The 16,890-nt window shown below is 68.8% G+C and carries 16 protein-coding genes; 8 read left to right on the top strand and 8 right to left on the bottom strand.

The features are described from left to right. The first annotated feature begins 61 nt into the window (after positions 1-61). Positions 62-532, top strand: a complete 471-nt coding sequence (locus SLNSH_RS18280) for an Rrf2 family transcriptional regulator (protein WP_106338500.1) — start codon at positions 62-64, stop codon at positions 530-532. A gap of 83 nt (positions 533-615) precedes the next feature. After that, a complete protein-coding gene (locus tag SLNSH_RS18285) occupies positions 616-1,431 on the top strand; it encodes a DUF1206 domain-containing protein (protein WP_245422400.1) in 816 nt (271 codons plus the stop codon). Positions 1,432-1,450: 19 nt separating this feature from the next. Here SLNSH_RS18285 and SLNSH_RS18290 read toward each other — a convergent pair whose 3' ends face one another. From SLNSH_RS18290 to SLNSH_RS18300, 3 genes are all read right to left on the bottom strand, one after another. Continuing rightward, the gene (locus SLNSH_RS18290; RefSeq protein ID WP_106338505.1) at positions 1,451-1,801 is read right to left on the bottom strand and encodes a DUF488 domain-containing protein; all 351 of its coding nucleotides are present in this window, start codon (positions 1,799-1,801) and stop codon (positions 1,451-1,453) included. Between the two features lie 27 nt (positions 1,802-1,828). After that, positions 1,829-2,140 carry a DUF2934 domain-containing protein gene (locus SLNSH_RS18295; protein WP_106338549.1) on the bottom strand — a complete coding sequence of 104 codons (312 nt, stop codon included), beginning with the start codon at positions 2,138-2,140 and terminating at the stop codon, positions 1,829-1,831. A gap of 105 nt (positions 2,141-2,245) precedes the next feature. Then, positions 2,246-3,259 carry a hypothetical protein gene (locus SLNSH_RS18300; protein ID WP_106338507.1) on the bottom strand — a complete coding sequence of 338 codons (1,014 nt, stop codon included), beginning with the start codon at positions 3,257-3,259 and terminating at the stop codon, positions 2,246-2,248. An 82-nt stretch (positions 3,260-3,341) separates the two neighbouring features. On the opposite strand from SLNSH_RS18300, the gene SLNSH_RS18305 reads away from it, so the two are divergent. The 5 genes from SLNSH_RS18305 (at position 3,342) to SLNSH_RS18325 (ending at position 8,559) form a co-directional block, all read left to right on the top strand. Then, on the top strand, positions 3,342-3,962 hold the full coding sequence (locus SLNSH_RS18305; protein WP_106338509.1) for an SOS response-associated peptidase: 621 nt from the start codon (positions 3,342-3,344) through the stop codon (positions 3,960-3,962). Positions 3,963-4,096: 134 nt separating this feature from the next. Next, positions 4,097-4,399 (top strand): hypothetical protein, encoded by a 303-nt coding sequence (locus SLNSH_RS18310; RefSeq protein WP_210202537.1) that lies wholly within the window; start codon positions 4,097-4,099, stop codon positions 4,397-4,399. Between the two features lie 169 nt (positions 4,400-4,568). Beyond that, entirely contained in the window at positions 4,569-5,174 is a 606-nt protein-coding gene (locus tag SLNSH_RS18315) for a (2Fe-2S)-binding protein (RefSeq protein ID WP_106338513.1), read from the top strand. Between the two features lie 3 nt (positions 5,175-5,177). Then, a complete protein-coding gene (locus tag SLNSH_RS18320; protein WP_106338515.1) occupies positions 5,178-6,194 on the top strand; it encodes an FAD binding domain-containing protein in 1,017 nt (338 codons plus the stop codon). A gap of 1 nt (position 6,195) precedes the next feature. Then, positions 6,196-8,559 (top strand): xanthine dehydrogenase family protein molybdopterin-binding subunit, encoded by a 2,364-nt coding sequence (locus SLNSH_RS18325; protein ID WP_106338517.1) that lies wholly within the window; start codon positions 6,196-6,198, stop codon positions 8,557-8,559. A 294-nt stretch (positions 8,560-8,853) separates the two neighbouring features. Here the strand turns inward: SLNSH_RS18325 and SLNSH_RS18330 are convergent, their stop codons facing one another. The 3 genes from SLNSH_RS18330 to SLNSH_RS18340 all read right to left on the bottom strand — a co-directional run bounded on the left by SLNSH_RS18330 (position 8,854) and on the right by SLNSH_RS18340 (position 12,994). After that, positions 8,854-10,620, bottom strand: a complete 1,767-nt coding sequence (locus SLNSH_RS18330; protein ID WP_425353019.1) for an NADPH-dependent assimilatory sulfite reductase hemoprotein subunit — start codon at positions 10,618-10,620, stop codon at positions 8,854-8,856. Beyond that, positions 10,592-12,334, bottom strand: coding sequence for a diflavin oxidoreductase (locus tag SLNSH_RS18335; protein WP_106338521.1), 1,743 nt, complete (start codon positions 12,332-12,334; stop codon positions 10,592-10,594). The genes SLNSH_RS18330 and SLNSH_RS18335 overlap by 29 nt, the downstream gene beginning before the upstream one ends. Before the next feature lie 195 nt (positions 12,335-12,529). Then, positions 12,530-12,994, bottom strand: coding sequence for an Lrp/AsnC family transcriptional regulator (locus SLNSH_RS18340; protein ID WP_106338523.1), 465 nt, complete (start codon positions 12,992-12,994; stop codon positions 12,530-12,532). A gap of 264 nt (positions 12,995-13,258) precedes the next feature. Between SLNSH_RS18340 and SLNSH_RS18345 the strand changes: the two genes are divergently transcribed. Further along, positions 13,259-14,509, top strand: a complete 1,251-nt coding sequence (locus SLNSH_RS18345) for an MFS transporter (protein ID WP_106338525.1) — start codon at positions 13,259-13,261, stop codon at positions 14,507-14,509. Between the two features lie 22 nt (positions 14,510-14,531). Here the strand turns inward: SLNSH_RS18345 and SLNSH_RS18350 are convergent, their stop codons facing one another. Further along, entirely contained in the window at positions 14,532-15,659 is a 1,128-nt protein-coding gene (locus SLNSH_RS18350) for a TAXI family TRAP transporter solute-binding subunit (RefSeq protein ID WP_106338527.1), read from the bottom strand. Next, entirely contained in the window at positions 15,656-16,351 is a 696-nt protein-coding gene (locus SLNSH_RS18355) for a hypothetical protein (RefSeq protein WP_106338529.1), read from the bottom strand. Before SLNSH_RS18355 ends, SLNSH_RS18350 begins: the two co-directional genes overlap by 4 nt. Positions 16,352-16,890 lie beyond the last annotated feature (539 nt).

The raw sequence follows: 16,890 nt of genomic DNA on the forward strand, positions 1-16,890 counted from the left end.
AATCGAACATTCGCATGCTATTCGTCAGATCACCTATCCACTTTCGGAAGGCCTAGGCCCCATGAAGCTCACGGCCTTCACCAATTACGCCCTGCGCACGCTCATGTTCGCAGCCCTGCGCGAGGGCGCATTGAGCCAAGTCGAAGAGGTCGCGCAGGCGCACCGAATTTCGCGGACCCATGTGGTGAAGTGCGTTCACCAGCTCGGCCGATGGGGGTACCTCGCCAATGTGCGAGGGCGCGGGGGCGGTTTCCGGCTGGCCCGCCCGCCCGAGACCATCACCGTTGGTGAGGTTGTCCGGCGGACCGAAGACGGCTTGTGCCTGGTCGACTGTTTCGATCCGGCCACGAGCACATGCCCGCTTTGCGGCGCATGTGCGCTGTCCCGCGGGTTTTCGGAGGCCCTCAAGGCGTTCATGGCGGTGCTCGACGACATGACGATCGCCGACATCGCTCGCAACAGGGCCGCGCTGCTGCCCCGCCTCGGTCTTGACGATCGCAGCCGGCCGAAGCGAGCCAGCCTGGCGGCCTAACCCGGTACGGAACGAGGCCGAGCAAGCCTACGTTGTCGCTGCATCGACGGAAGGAAGCGATGCAGGACAGCTTCACAGAGCAGATGGCGCGCGCCGGCTATGTCGCCCGCGGCGTAGTCTTCATCCTGGTCGGCGGGCTGGCGACGCTGGCCGGCCTCGGGAACGGATCTCGCGCGCCCGACAGTCACGGGGCGCTGCAGACATTGCTGGCCCAGCCTTTTGGGGCTGTGTTGCTGGCCGCGCTCGCCCTCGGCATGCTGGCCTTCGCCGCCTGGCGGGTCGCCCAGGCGATCCTCGACGCGGATCATCTCGGAAGCAGCGGCAAGGCGCTCGCGCGGCGCCTAGGCTATGGCGTGGGAGCCGTGGTCAACGGCGGCGTCGCCGCGTCGGCGGCGTCGCTGATCTTCACCTATTCCGCACGGAGCGGCGAGCAATCGGCGCATGACTGGACGGGCTACGTGCTCTCGCTTCCCTTCGGGCGAGCGCTCGTCGGGTTGATTGGAGCAGGCGTCGTCGTCGCGGGGATCGGCGCGGGCTGGAAAGCCTGGACCGCCAAGTTCACCGAACACCTCAGCCTGGATCAGAAGGCGCGGACCTGGGTGCTTCCGCTGGGGCGCATTGGCTACGCCGCCCGAGCAGTCGTCTTCGTGCTAATCGGCGGATTCCTGGTCGCCGCAGCTGTGCACGCGAACGCGCGCGAGGCGCGCGGGCTGGCCGGAGCGCTGGCCGAGCTCCAGGCGCAAACCTACGGCTCCGCCCTGCTTCTGCTGACAGCTCTCGGCCTGTTCGCGTTTGGCGTGTTCCAACTGGCGGCCGCTCGTTTTCGCCGCATCGACGCTCCGAAACTGGGCGAGGCGGGCGATCGCCTCAAACAGCAGGCCCGGCAGGCGCTCGGCTGATGAGCCCTGGAACGAGCCGTCACTTGCCGGCGAGGACGTCGCGAAGAACGACCGCCTGGTTGTGCGCCTCGTCTCGCGCCCCGTAGACCAGGGTCAGGCGTCCATTGGCGGCCAAGTCGCGCAGTTCGCCAAGATCAGCCGCATGGGCGGCCAGCTCCTCCCGGTAGCGACGGGCGAACTCTTCCCACCTCTCCGGAGCATGTCCGAACCATTTGCGAAGCGCTGTGGTGGGAGCGACCTCCTTCATCCACCGGTCGACCGCGGCTGCGTCCTTCGACATTCCCCGCGGCCAGACGCGGTCCACCAGCACGCGGACGCCGTCGTCGGGCGACGGCGGCTCATAGACGCGCTTGATGGCGATCGGCCGCATTCGCAGTAGCCTCCGCGAGGCGGCGGGTCAGCTGGCCTCGTCCGCCGTCTCCGCCGCGTCCGCGGCGGTGGACTGTTGCTTTGCGGCGCGCTTTCCGCCTCGGGGCTTCGCCCCGGTCGCAGCGCCGGCTTTCGGCTTGCGTACGGTTCCGGTCTTCGCCGCCAGGTCCGACTCCTGCTTCGTCTCGACGGCTTCAACCGCGTCGCCCCCAGCCGAGGTCAGCTCCCGTCGGGCTTGGTCCCAGTGATCCTGGTCGCGCCCATGGGGCGCGCCCTCAGCGCGCCAGATCTCATAGGCTCGCTGCCGGATACGCTCCTCCAAATCCCTGTCACCGCTCATGCCCATCGCCCTCGCTGCGAGCCAAGCCGGCGCATCCGCGCCGGGCGGCTTCCCAACCCCGAGGGGCCTGCCAGGGTTGCAGGCGAACGCGACCAGAATCGAGGTCTAGCACCCCGACAATGCGCGGATGCTTTCGATCAGGGGACCGTCTGGACCGGGCCTCAGCGCAATGATCGCGTCCCCGTTGCAGCGCGACCCATCGCGCGCCACGAAATCATAGCGGGCGCGGACCGTCGACGGGCCGATTTGCCTGACCGCTTCCAAGCGCAGGGGTCGCCGCAGCCCCCCATAGAAGCGCTGCATGGCGGCTGCGGAGAACGGACCCCGCCCGCGCTTCTCCGGGATGAGGTAATGGGCGGCGTCGATGCCGTCGCCGCGGCCCAGCGCGCCGTAGAAGCGTTCGACGACCGCCCGGCCATCGGGTTCTGCGCCGCGCGGCTCTGGTCGGGCCTGCGCAGGAGTCTCCTGCGGAAGTGGTTCGACGCCCTCGCTTGCCGCTTCGCGATGGCGAAGCTCGCGACGCGGCTCCACCGGGCGTTCCGCCTGTCGAGCGGGCGGCGGGCTCTCGGGCGCGGCCGCCTCGGCCTGCCGGGGCGGCGGAGACTCTGGCCTAGGCTGCGGCTGCGGGGCGGGAGGCGGCGGCGGCGCCTGGGAGACCTGCTCCTGGGGCGCGGGCGTCGGAGCGGGCGCAGCGGGTGGCGCGGGGGCGGCCGGCTGGGCGGCCGCGGTCTCGGTCGAGCAATCGAACCAGTCGCGGCAGGTCATGGGCAGGGCGCAGAATCGTTGCGCGAGCGACAGGCTCAGGTCGAGGTAGCGGATGCTGCCCAGGACGGCCGCCGTGCGACACGAGTCATCCGCCGATCCCGCGCAGGCGTCGACGCCCGGCTTGGCGAGATCGCGGACCCGTTTGGACTGATCCTGCGGCAGACCGCTCACGAATGCGTCCGTTTCCCTGGCGAGGACGTCCGGTTTCAGGAACTCGAGGTTCTTGGCCGGGCAAACCTGCTTCAACGCCGCCTCGAAGGAGGCGTTCTGGGACTGTGGGGACTGGGCGCAGACGGGCACGGCGAGCACGCTCGCCATCAGGGTCAGCATCGTCCGCGCGATCGGCCTCGCCATAGGGCACCTCCGTCGCTGCAACGGAATCCCGGCGCGCTTGTTCCGTCGCAGGCGCCATTCGGATCGAGGACGAGGATGCGCGATGTGCAACGACTACGAACAGCACGTGGCCTGGGGCGAATATTGCAAGCTGATGCAGGAACTCGCGCTGCCGATCACGGAAGGACAGTCGGCGCTCAACCTGCCCCAGGCCGACGAGGTCCGGATCAACGACATCGGTCCGGTGATGCGTCTCGCGCCTGAAGGGATCGAGCTTGCGGCCATGCGGTTCGGCTTCCCGCCGGCGAACGGTCGGGGGGGCCCCGTGTTCAATTTTCGGTCCGAAGGGCGGCGTTTCGGCGAGAGCCGCCGGTGCCTCGTGCCCGCCTCGGCCTTCTTCGAGTTCACCGGCGCGCGCTATCCGAAGGCCAAGCACCGGTTCACCTTGAACGACGCGCCCTTCCTGGCCATCGCCGGCCTGTGGCGCGAGGGCGCCGGCAACCAGCCGCCATCCTTCACCATGCTGACCACGGCGCCTGGGCCGGATGTGGCGCCGTACCACGACCGGCAGGTCGCGGTTCTCCGGCCCCAGGACTGGGGCGCGTGGCTCGCGCTGAGCGCGCCGGAAGCCTCGCTGCTCCGGCCGCTTCCGGCAGGCGCCCTGGCGCACGAGCAGGTGCGCGCCGAGGCTCAAACGCCGCCCGGGCGAAAGGGCCGCGCCTAGGTTTTCCCCACGTTCCTCCCTTTTTCCTGCCTCACGGAAGAAATCGTAAAGCAACGCTTACGCCCCGTTGCCAGACCCGCGAATCAGGCGCAGCGTTAATACAATTAAAACGAGTATCGCGAGGGGTGGCGCTCATGATACGCGAGGTGACAACGAACACTTTGAATGCAAAGTTCGGATCTGGCGTCCGCAATGTGGCGCCTCCGGCCCGCCCCTTGAAAGATTCGCCGCCCATGTCTCTTAACGCGCGGCGCATCGGCACGGCATCGCGACGGTTTGGACTGGAGACAGCGGCGGATCAGCTTTCGCCGCGCCGGCAAGCCTACATTGGATGGCACGACGCCCACATGCGGCTGCTGGTCGGGATGGCAGTTGCAGTCGGCCTCATCCTGATCGGGCTCGCGGCGATGCTCGGCCGCGGCGTGCCGCTCCGATAGCCGCCGCCGCGCCCGTCGCACTCAAGCCACAAGCCCGGCCCACCTCACGGCCGCGTGAGGTGGGGAACATCGTCTCCGAGGTCACGTTACCACCGCGGCTCAGCAGCGCGCCGCGGCATCGCCCGGAAGCTGACGCCCCCTGGGCCAACCAGCCGATCCGGAGATGGCGATGACGCATTCCAATGACCCTCGCGGCGCGAGCCGCAGGGACTTCTTCAAGATTTCCGCCTCGGCGGCGGCCGTGGCGCCCGTGGTGGCTTCCACGGCGCTTCACGCCCAGCCGGAGCAGAAGCCCGATCCCTTTGCGCCCGTCGAGGTGGACCTCGTCGTCAACGGCCAGCGCCGTCGCATGGCGCTGGACGCGCGGACGACGCTGCTCGACGCGTTGCGGCGCCACGCCGGCCTCACCGGCGCCAAGAAGGGCTGCGACCACGGCCAGTGCGGCGCCTGCACGGTGCATGTCGGCGGCAAGCGCACCCTGTCCTGCCTGACGCTCGCAGTCATGGTGCGCGAGCCGGTCACGACCATCGAAGGCCTCGCGGCGACCGATGGCGCCCTGCACCCCATGCAGCAGGCCTTCATCGACCACGACGCCTTCCAGTGCGGCTATTGCACCCCGGGCCAGATCATGTCGGCGGTGGCCTGCGTGAAGGAGGGCCACGCCGGCTCCGCCGACGAGATCCGGGAATACATGAGCGGAAACCTGTGCCGCTGCGCCGCCTACCCCCACATCGTCACGGCCATCCAGCAGGCCAAGACACAGATGGAGGGCTGATCGATGCGCCCGTTCATCTACACCCGCGCGGACGACGTGAGCGCGGCCGTACAGGCCGCAGCCGAGACCTCCGGATCAGCGCCGGCCAACGCGGCGCCCGTCCAGTTCATCGCCGGCGGCACCACAATCCTCGACCTGATGAAGCTCGACACGATGCGGCCGGAGCGCCTCGTCGATATCAACGGGCTGCAATCCGCGCTCGGGAGCATCCAGGCCACGGACAAGGGCCTGCGGCTCGGCGCGCTCGTGCGCATGAGCCAGGCGGCCGAGGACCCGCAAATCCAGCGGGATTACCCCGTCATCGCGCAGTCGCTGCAACTCGCGGCGAGCGCCCAGCTGCGCAACATGGCGAGCCTGGGCGGCAACGTGCTGCAGCGGACCCGCTGCCAGTACTTCCGCAATACGTCCTGGCCAGCCTGCAACAAGCGCGACCCAGGTTCGGGCTGCGCGGCGCTAGACGGCGTCAACCGGAAGCACGCGGTGCTGGGCGTGGGGGACAAGTGCATCGCCGAATACCCCGGCGACTTCGCCCCCGCGCTGGCGGCGCTGGGAGCGGTCGTCACCATCACGGGACCGAACGGCAGCCGGGCCATCCCCTTCGAGCAGTTGCACCGCGGTCCTGACCAGCCGGAGCGCGAGACGACGCTGGCGCCGGGCGAACTGATCACCGGCTTCGACATTCCGGCCGGGCCCTACACGCGCCGTTCGCTCTACGTGAAGGTGCGCGACAGGCAGTCCTACGAGTTTGGGCTCGCGACGGCCGCCGTCGCCTTGCACCTGGTGGACGGCAAGGTCGAGGAAGCCCGGATCGGGCTCGGCGGCGTGGCCTACCGCCCATGGCGGTCCCACGAGGCGGAAGCGGCTCTCCAGGGCAAGCCGCTGGATGAAAACAGCGCGGAGGCTGCGGCGCAGGCCGCCTTCGCCGAGGCGGCGCCCCGCCGCGACAACGCCTACAAGGTCGAGCTGGGCCGCCGCACGCTGGTGCGCGCGCTGCTCGAGGCCGGACGCATGGAGATCTGAGATGGCGAACGCGCAAGGCCCCGAGACGACCGGCACGGTCGCCCCTCCCCTGCCAACCCCCCGCAAGACCGGCGGCATCGGCGCCGCCACGCCGCGCGTGGACGGCCGCGCCAAGGTGACCGGCGCAGCCCGGTATGGATCCGACTTCTTTGGCGGGCCGGACCCGGCCTACGCCTTCCTGGCGACGAGCGCCATCGCGCGGGGCCGGATCACCGAGATTGACGATAGCGACGCCCGCGCCCTGCCGGGCGTGATCGACATCCTGACGCATCGGAACGTCGGCGACCGCGTCAAGCCGGGCAAGACGTTCTCGGACAAGGGCTACATGGGCACGAGCATTGCGCCGCTCGCCTCCGACCGCGTCTGGCATGACGGCCAGATCGTGGCCGTCGTGGTGGCCGACAGCTACGAGGCGGCGCGTGACGCCGCGCGGCGGCTGCGCGTCTCCTATGCCGACGAGACGCCGTCCGCGTCCTTCGACAGCCCTGGAACGGAGACCGTCTCGGCCGAGTCGAAGAGCAAGGAGGGCGAGAAAGCCGGGCAGGAGAAGCCCAAGGTTGGCGACGCGCCGCGAGCCTTCGAGGCCGCGCCGGTCAAGATCGACCAGCACTACGAGACGCCGACGCAGCACCACAACCCGATCGAGCTGTTCACGACGACCTGCGCATGGGATGGCGACCAGCTGACCGTTTGGGAGTCGAGCCAGAACGTGTACGGCTACCAGAACGGCCTCGCCGAGCAACTGGGCCTCGAACCCAGCCAGATCCGTGTCGTGTCGCCGTTCATCGGCGGCGCGTTCGGCAGCCGCGGCTCGCTCACCCAGCGGACCGCGCTGATCGCGCTGGCCTCCAAGCGGATCGGCCGCCCGGTGGTGCTGGAGGCGACGCGCCAGCAGGGATTCACCATCGCAACCTACCGGGCCGAGACGCGGCATCGCATACGGCTGGGCGCAGACCAGAGCGGCAAGCTCACAGCGCTCATCCACGAGGGGTGGGAAGTCACGTCCCGCAAGGACGAGTACAAGGTGGCCGGGACGGACGCGTCCACGCGCCTTTACGCCTGTCCGAATATCGATTCCGACGTGTCCATCGTCCATGCGGACAGGAACACGCCCGGCTTCATGCGCTCGCCACCGGAGGTGCCCTACCTCTTCGCGCTCGAGAGCGCCATGGACGAACTGGCCTATGCCGCCAAGATCGATCCGGTGGAGCTCCGCCGCATCAACGACACGGACAGGGAACCGATCAAGGGCCTGCCCTATACGTCCCGATCGCTCATGAAGTGCTTCGATACCGCGGGCCAAGCGTTCGGCTGGTCCAGGCGCAGCGCGCAGCCGGGCTCCATGCGCGACGGCGACTGGATGATCGGCTGGGGCTGCGCCTCCACCATGTACCCGACCCAGGTCGGACCTGCGGCCGCCCGCGTCACCCTGCGGCCGGACGGCGCGGTGCGCGTGCAGACAGCCGCGCATGACATCGGCACGGGCGCCTATACGGTCATCGCCCAGACTGCGGCGGATCGCCTGGGCGTGCCCCTCGACAAGGTGCACGTCGAACTGGGCGACACCGCCCTGCCCCCGGCGCCCGTCGCCGGCGGGTCGAACACCACCGCGAGCGTCTGCAATGTGGTCGCCAAGGCTTGCGACGAGATCCGCCGCAAGCTCGCCGCGGCGGTCACGGTCTCGGGCGGCCCTTTGGACGGCGCTGACCCCGGGCGGATCACGTTGATCAACGCCTCCGTGATGGACGACCAGGGCCGCATGGCGAGCCTGAAGGACGCGGTCGCGAAGACTGGGCACGGAGCCGTGGAAGCCTACGCGGAAAACATCCCACACGGCGCCCCGCCGACGGCCATGCAGAACCTGTACAAGGGCCAGAGCGCCCTCGCCGGCGGGGCCAAGCTGAAGGACCGGATCCAGTTCGCCTTCGGGGCGCAGTTCGTTGAGGTCCGCATCAATGCGCGCACCCGGGAGATCCGGGCTCCGCGCATCGTCGGGGCCTATGCGGGCGGGACCATCGTGAATCCGCTGACCGCCAAGAGCCAGCTCATGGGCGGTCAGATCTGGGGCGTGAGTTCGGCGCTGCACGAGGCGACGGAGATCGACCGCCGTTTCGCCCGCTATTACAACGATGACCTCGCCGAGTACCTGATCCCGGTGAACGCCGACATCACGGAGGTCCAGACGATCTTCGTGCCCGAGGAGGACCACCAGGTGAACGAACTCGGCATCAAGGGCCTGGGAGAACTTGGCAATGTCGGCCTGAACGCGGCCGTGGCCAACGCCGTCTTCCATGCGACGGGCGTGCGCATCCGCAAGCTGCCGATCCGCATCGAGAGCGTATTGGACGCGCCCGTGCCGACCTGAGGCGCCCGGCAACGAAGCGGTCGGACGTGCGACAGTCTCCTGGATCGCTTCGATGCGCTCGCGATGACGGCCGAAGCGATCAGCGCAGCGAAGGGCCTGCGGCGCTAGTGGAGGCCGTTTGCTCGGAAGCCTTCGGCTGCGTCGCGCTCGGGTGCGTAGAGCCGAGAGCCGTCCAAAGCGCGATAACGGCGAACACCAACGCCGCCGCGACCAGGTCGATGCGGGACGGGGGGCGGCCGTCGCCCGGCTCGGGCGGCGCCCGGAACCGGAGCGGCTGGTCGGATCGCGGTTCCGTCATTCGGCGGCCCTGCTGGCCAGCGGGCCGGTGTTGCGGTGGAAGTCCGGGCCATTCGTGGTCGCCGCCACGCGCCCGTCCCGGATCAGGAAGGCGCTGAACCGCTCTCCCGGCTCGCGCCGCCATGCATAGGCGGCGAACAGCGGGTCGAGGGCGGCGACGATGTCGTCATGGCCGACATCTTCCGCATAGAGCTTCGACATCCGCGAGCCGTCGAAGGCCCCGCCGAGGTAGAGGTTGTAGCGCCCGGGCCCCTTCCCCACGAGGCCGATCTCGGCGAGGTAGGGCCGCGCGCAACCGTTCGGGCATCCCGTCATGCGGATGACGATGTCGTCCTCCGCCAGGCCATGGCGGGCCAGGTTCTCCTCCAGGGCCGCCACGAGGCTCGGCAGGTAACGCTCGCTCTCCGCAAGGGCCAGACCGCAGGTTGGCAGAGCCACGCAGGCCATGGCGTTGCGGCGCAGGCCGCTGGCGTTCATGGCGAGGCCGTGCTGGCGCACGAGCGCCTCGATGGCGGGCGCGTCCCCGGGGGCCACGTTGGCGATGATGACGTTCTGATTGGCGGTGAGCCGGAACTCGCCCTTGTGGACTTCGGCGATCCGCCTCATCCCAGTGAGCAGCGACGGCCCGCCGGGGATATCCCTGAGGCGCCCGTTTTCGATAAACAGAGTCAGGTGGCGCAAGCCATCCTCGCCGTCGGTCCAGCCGTAGCGGTCGCCGTTGCCGTCGAAGGCGAAGGGGCGCGGGGCGCCGAGCGGCTTGCCGAGCCGGCGCTCCACCTCGGCCAGGAAGGCCGCAAGGCCGCGGTCCTCGATCGTGTATTTCAGGCGCGCATGCTTGCGGTTGGCGCGGTCGCCCCAGTCGCGCTGCACGGACACGACGGCCTCGGCCACCTTGACGGCGTCCTCTGGCGCGCAGAAGCCCATGACATCGGCCGTGCGCGGGAAGGTTTCCGGCTCGCCGTGGGTCATGCCCATGCCGCCGCCGACCGTGACGTTGTAGCCGGCGATCTCGCCCGCTGCGTCCAGGATGGCGATGAAGCCGAGGTCCTGGGCGAAGACGTCCACCTCGTTGGAGGGGGGCACGGCCACCACGATCTTGAACTTCCGCGGCAGGTAGGTCCGGCCGTAGATCGGCTCGACCACCTCCTCCTCGCCGCCGGCGATCTTCTCGCCGTCGAGCCAGATCTCGCGATAGGCGGGCGTCTTCGGCAGGAGGTAGTCGGAGATTTCCTTCGCGAGCGCATGCGCGGCCCTGTGGGCGCGGCTCTGGTGCGGATTGGTGGCCGCGAGGACATTGCGGTTCACGTCGCCGCACGCCGCGAGGGTGTCGAGCAGCGCAGCGTCGATGGCCTGCATCGTCGCCTTGAGGTTCGACTTAATGACGCCGTGGTACTGGAACGTCTGCCGCGTGGTGATGCGCAGCGTGCGGTTGGCGTAGTCTCGCGCGATCCGGTCGAGGCGCAGCCACTGGTCCGGCGTGCAGACCCCGCCGGGCATCCGCAGGCGGATCATGAAGGCGAAGGCCTTCTCCAGCTTCTTGCGCGTCCTCTCCGGCCTGAGGTCGCGATCGTCCTGCAGGTACATGCCGTGGAACTTGACCAGTTGCTGGTCGTCCTCGGTGATCGCCCCGGTGGCGACCTCGCTCAGGCCTTCGGCCAGCGTGCCGCGCAGGTAGCCGCTCGCTTCCTTGATGCGCTCGTTGCGCGAGAGCTCGGTGCTCATGCTGGGGATCCGATCAGTACACGTCTTGCAGGTAGCGGCCATCGCGCTCGAGCGCGTCCACGGCATGGGCGGCGGCCTCAGGCGAGAGCGCCTTCACGTCGGCGTAGGCGGAAACAAGCGCCGCGCGGACGTCCTTCGCCATGGCCTTGGCGTCGCCGCAGACATAAAGGCGGGCGCCATTCTCCAGCCAGTCCACGACGTCACGGCGCTGCTCGAAGAGCCGGTGCTGGACATAGAGCTTCTCGGGCGTGTCGCGGGAAAACGCCAGGTCGATGCGGGAGAGCGATCCGTCCTTGAGCGCGTCCTGCCACTCGAGCTGATAAAGGAAATCGTGGGTGTAGCGGCGGTCGCCGAAGAAGAGCCAGGACCTGCCCGTCGCGCCAGTAGCCCGGCGCTCCTGCACGAAGCCGCGGAAGGGCGCCACGCCCGTCCCAGGCCCCACCATGATGATGTCGGTCCCGCCATCCGGCAGCCTGAACCGCCTGTTGGCCTTCACGCGGACCCGAACGCTCTGGCCCGTGGCCAGCCGGTCGGCCACGTAGGCGGAGGCGACGCCCTGGCGGGCGCGGCCATGCGTCTCGTAGCGCACGGCGGCCACCAGCAGGTGCGCCTCGTCGCCCACCTCCTTGCGTGAGGACGCGACCGAGTAGGCCCGCGGCGGCAGCGGGCGGGTGAGCGCATGCAGCTGGTCGGCTGCGAGCGTGGCGGGGAACGCGTCCAGCAGGTCGATCAGTTGGCGACCGTCGAGCCACGCCCGGGCCTGGCCGTCATCGAGAAGCGCGCGGACGCCGGCATGCCCGACCGAGGCGGCGTGCGTCTCCAACGTCTTGATTGAGAGCGTCGTGATGTCGCGCTCGCGCAGCAAGGCGGCGCGAAGCGCATCATCGGAGCCCAAGCCGGAGGCCGCCAGCAGCGCGTCGACCAGGGCCGGGTCGTTCTCGGGAAACAGCTCCAGGGCGTCGCCGGGCTCGTAGGCCGGCGCGGCGCCGTCGAATCCCAGCGCGAGGTGGACCGTTTCCTTGTCCGAGCGGGACGAGTTGAGGTTCACATGCTCGACGATCTCGGCTGCGACAGGGTCGCGGCTCGCTTCCGGCGTGGCGCGGATAGCGAAGTCCACCGCAACGACGTTGTCGGCCGCCCTCGGCGGCGCCAGCGCGTCCAGGGCGCCCTCGATCCAGGCGGCGGCGGGCGCCTCGAACTCCAGGTCGCAGTCGACGCGGTCGGCCGCCCGGGTCGCGCCCAGAGCCTCGAGGCGGGCGTCTATGGCCTTGCCCACCCCGCAGAAGTCCGCGTAGGCGCTGTCGCCGAGCGCCAGCACGGTGAAGGTCACCCCCTCCAGGCGCGGGGCGGCGTCACCCATCAACTCGCCGAAGGCGCGCGTCGCCCGGCTGGGCGGCTCCCCCTCGCCCCAGGTCGCCGCGATGGCGATCAGTCGCTTGTAGGTCGGCAGCTTCGCGACGTCGAGGTCGGCGAAATCCACGACGCTCGGCTTGAACCCCTTCTTGCGGGCCAGCTTTGCGGCGTCCTGCGCCAGCCGTTCGGCGTTGCCGGACTCGCTCGCGAACAGGATCGCCAGCGGCTCGGCCGCGCGCGGCGCCGCCACAGGGGCGTTCGCGGCAGCGGGGTGGGAGGCGTCGAGGCCGGCCAGGAAGCCGGCGAGCCAGGCCCGCTGCAGGGGCGAAGCCGGGCCGAGAACGCGCTCGAGATGGACGCGCTCGTCGTCGGCGAAGGGGGCGGTCTGAGGCAGGACGATCATGCCCGCAGGATCGACGGCGCGTTCGTCCAAGTCAACGGGATTGTTCTTTTTACGAAACGCCATGACGGGGATGGAAGCAGCTGCCGAGGGCGCCAGAAGCAGAATTTTTCTCCCCGGGCCCGTTCCGTCCCCATTCTGGCTGCCTGAGGCCGCTTCAAACCTCGCCCTTCGTTCGAAAGATCGAACGCACGAGGTCTACGCCGTGACTGCGTCCAGCGGCAGCGCCGTCGTGGATTTCACGCGCTCCATGGCGAAGCGCGAACTCACGTTCTTCAACGGAATGGCGGCGATCAGGCGCTTGTAGAAGGCGTCATAGGACGCCATGTCGGGCACGATCACCCGCAGCATGTAGTCCACGTCGCCGGCCATCCGGTAGAGCTCGATCACCTCGGGCATCGCTGCCACGAGTTCGGCGAAGCGCGCCAGCCAGGCCTCGGAGTGGTCGTTCGTCTCGATCGACACGAAGACGGTCAGCCCCAGCCCCAGCTTTTCCGGATTCAGCAACGCCACCCGCCGCTCGATGACGCCCTGCCCCTCGAGCCGCTGAATCCTCTTCCAGCATGGCGTCTGGGAAAGTCCCACGCTGGCCGCTATCTCCGCGATGGACAGGCTCGCGTCCGCCTGGAGCAGTTCGAGAATCTTGCGGTCGACCGTATCCATGCGCCTCTCCGAGAAGATTTTTCTACAGAAGGGGCCGGGGCGCCTTCTGGAAGAGAACATCTTTTCCCGGACCGGCCGGTCGCGCAAGCTGGCAGCAACACCTCTGTTCTGCGCCGACCTGCCCAGGGAGGGCGCGGCCGGTCATTCAGCCATGCGCCGCGATCCGAAGCGGGGCGCGTGGAAACGGGTTGCCGGAATCGCCTGCTCGTCCATGCTCGCCGGCTTGGCGGCCAGTCCGCCCAAAGACGTCTGCAGGAAACGGCCATGGTCTTCCCGGCTCTCGCCTCCGCTCCCCGGGTCCCCGACGGCGCCTACGCCTTTGCGCGACTGTGGCTGTCGCTGCTGATCGCCACCATCCTGGGCGCGGGCATGTGGGCGGTGATCGTGGTCCTGCCGAGCGTCCAGGCCGAATTCGGCGTGGACCGGGCGGCGGCCTCCCTGCCCTACACCCTCATGATGTTCGGCGTCGCCGCTGGCACGATCGTGCTGGGCCGCGTCATGGACCGGATCGGGATCGCCTGGCTGGCGGCGGGCTCGGCCATCGGACTCGGCGGCGGCTTCGTGCTGGCCGGCCTGGCGCCGAGCCTCACGGTGTTCTCGGCGGTGCATGGGCTCCTGATCGGCGTCTGGGCGGGAACAGGCTTCGGCCCCATGATGGCCGACATCTCGCACTGGTTCGTGAAGCGCCGCGGTTTCGCGGTCGTGGTGGTCGCTTCCGGCAACTACATCGCGGGCACGATCTGGCCCCTTGTGATCAAGTGGGGCATCCCGGCCTTCGGCTGGCGAACGACGTATATCGGGATCGGCGTCTTCATGGCCCTGACGGTGCTGCCCCTGTCTCTTCTGCTGCGGGGCCGTCCGTCCACGCAGATGATGGCCGCTGCAGAGGCCGCCACGGAGGCCGCGCGGGCCGACGTGGGCATCTCCCCTCGCCTGCTGATCACGCTCCTCGTCGCGGCCGGCTTCTCGTGCTGCGTGGCGATGTCGATGCCCCAGGTGCATATCGTGGCCTATTGCGGCGACCTGGGCTACGGGGTGGCGAGGGGCGCCGAGATGCTCTCGCTGATGCTGGCGCTCGGCATCGTGTCGCGCATCGGCTCGGGGGTGGTCGCCGATCGCATCGGTGGCTCGGCGACGCTGCTGATCGGCAGCCTGATGCAGGGCGTTGCGCTCGTGCTCTATTCCCTCTTCAACGGGCTGACGTCGCTCTACATCGTGTCCGGCATCTTCGGCCTGTTCCAGGGCGGCATCGTGCCCATGTACGCCGTGCTCTGCCGCGAACTGCTGCCGCCCCGCGAAGCCGGGGCCAAGATCGGCCTGGTGGTCTCGTCCACCATCCTCGGCATGGCCTTCGGCGGCTATGTCTCGGGGCTGATCTTCGACCTCACGAGCTCCTACCGGGTGGCGTTCCTCAACGGCATCCTTTGGAACCTGCTCAATCTCGCCGCCGTGAGCTGGCTGATCTTCCGCCGAAGGCAGGGCGGACGGCCGGAACTGCTGAGCCCGGCCGTCTAGGTTCACCCGCGCACGGCGGACCTCACCGGCCCCGCCATTTCACGAAGGCGCTGAACAGCGCCTCGCGCTCGCTCTCGGTCAGCGGCGGCTTGCCGCTGTTGCGGGCCGTCACGAAGGTCTCGAACTGGCTGCGGAGCTGGGCCTGGTCGCCCGCCTGGGCCTCGGGCCCACGGATCTTGGCCAACGCGTCTTCCGCCAGCTTGTAGCGCGTCCAGCCAGGCACCTGCCCGGCCAGGTTCACCTCCTGCCACTTCGGCTGGAACGGCGGCTGCTGCATGGTCTCGAACTTGGCGAAATAGGCCTCGATGAAGCGGGCGACGCGACGGTAGCGCTCAGACCCGGGTTTCCAGTTGTAGACCGCCAGCACGGACGGCACCGAGACTGTCTGGACGCTCTGCCCGGCGGGGATCAGGTTCGGATAATCAGCCGCATCCAGGGTGGCGGGGACGTAGTAGTCGGAGAGCTTGGCGTCGTACTCGACGGGCAGGAAGTGGAAGCCCGGCTCCGGCTTGAACTTGGCGAAGAGGTCGTTGGGCTTGCCCACGACATGGACCACGGCCGCGATCTCGCCGCTCCTCATTTTCTCTAATGCGATGGCGTTGTTGATCAGCAGAGGCTGCACGGTCACGCCGAGGCGCTTGAAGATCACCTCGCCGGTGTAGTTCGCTGCGCTGCCGGGGGTGTTGAACGCGACCTTCTGGCCAGCCAGGTCCTTGAGGGAATTGAACTCCTTGCGGGCGTAGACGTGCACTTCGGCGTTGTACAGCGGAGAGATGTACTGGATGCGGTTGGCGATGTCCGGGATCGCCTCCTCGTTGCGGAAGTGGTCCAGCACGTCAGCCTGCGTGATGGCCACGTCGACCCCGCGCAAGTTCAGGAGGTCCTTGACGTTGCCCACTGCGCCGAAAGTCACCATTGGGAGAACGCGCAGGTTCGGCGGGTCATCGAGGGCCTTGGCGAGATCCGCCGCATAGCGGATGAATGTCCCTTCCAGCAGGCCGCCGGCGACCCCGACCGTCCAGGCGTTGGCGTCCTGCCGCTGGGCCGCCCCGGGCCGTTGCGCGCGCCCGGCGGCGGCCTTCTCCGCGTGCGCGTCAGCGGCGACGAGGCACAGGGCGGCGAGCGCCGCAAAGCAAGTTCCCCACTTCATGGCTTGGCCCCCGTCCGTTTGCTGGGCGTCATGGCGAGCATGGGCTCGCCGGGTCCGCCACCGTGGGCGGCGGCGCGTTCGTAAAGCGCCTGGGCCTGCCGGGGGTCTGCCTTCACGCCCACCACGCCCCAGCGCTTGAGGACGACGGGGTCATAGGTTTCGGCCAGGGCCACCATGGCGTCCCTGTCCTCCGCCTGGACCGCGCGCTCGAGAAGCCGGCGGGCGCCTGCGATGTCGCCCTGGCGGATACGGGCTCGGGCCAACTCCACCAGCTTGGCCGCCTCCTCGGAGCTGACCATGGGGCGGGCAGGCAGAGCCGGAGCTGGCGAACTCGGCGGCGGCGGCTCCGCCACCGCGGCGGGAGCGGTGTCCGCCTGGGCCGGCGAGCCCTCCATGACAGGCGCGGAGGTCAAGGCAGCCGTGTTCACCGGCTCATCCGCCTGCTTCTGGGCGACTTCCGGCTGGGAGGTCACTTGGGGCGGCGACGCAGGTTCGGCCTCCGCCGTCCCAAGCAGCGGAAGGGCGGCGCCCAACAGGCTCGGCTTGGATCGATCGTCCGCGGGCGGGGCGACGACCTTCGCCGGGGCAGGCGTTACGGTCGGCGCGAGGGCGACCTGCGCCTTGTCACTGGCGCCCGCCCACGACAGGGCAAGGACGGCGCAGCCGGCCAAGGCCGCAGCCGTGACGGCCAAACCTACAGGCTTGCCGATCCGCCTTTGCCGAAGGCGCCGTCGCAGATCCTCCTCGCGCAGAGGAGCGCTGTCCCAACCGGACTTCAGGTTCGAGCTCGGAGAAAGACTCCGCATTATCGACATAGCGGCCGCTCCCCTACGCAACATCTCAAGCTTTATTTGTTTGTGGAAAAGTACGCCCGAGCTCACGCTGGCGCAATACGGATTCTCGATTTTTACTTGACTGTGGCGTTTTCTGCTGATTCTACAACGCCATAAAAATAGAGACGGCCGTTACTTTAATTTATTATTTAATTAAGCTAGGCAGTACAATGAATGTTGGAGCGCGCGCGAGATCCTCGCGGTTCCTCGCGAGAGCCACAGGAAGAGCGTCAGCAGCTGTGTTTCTTGTCGCTAGGCCGCAGGTCGGCAGCGCCCCGTAAGGGTGTGATGTGCTGTTGCGCACGTCAAGCGCGCAGCAGCGGACTTAAGGTCGCGATCGCCTGTCCGAAAGGGGCAGCCGGAGGAGGCTTCCATGCTCGACCAACTTGTCCAAGGCA

It is taken from the genome of Alsobacter soli, from assembly GCF_003004785.1.
Classification (GTDB): domain Bacteria; phylum Pseudomonadota; class Alphaproteobacteria; order Rhizobiales; family Beijerinckiaceae; genus Alsobacter; species Alsobacter soli.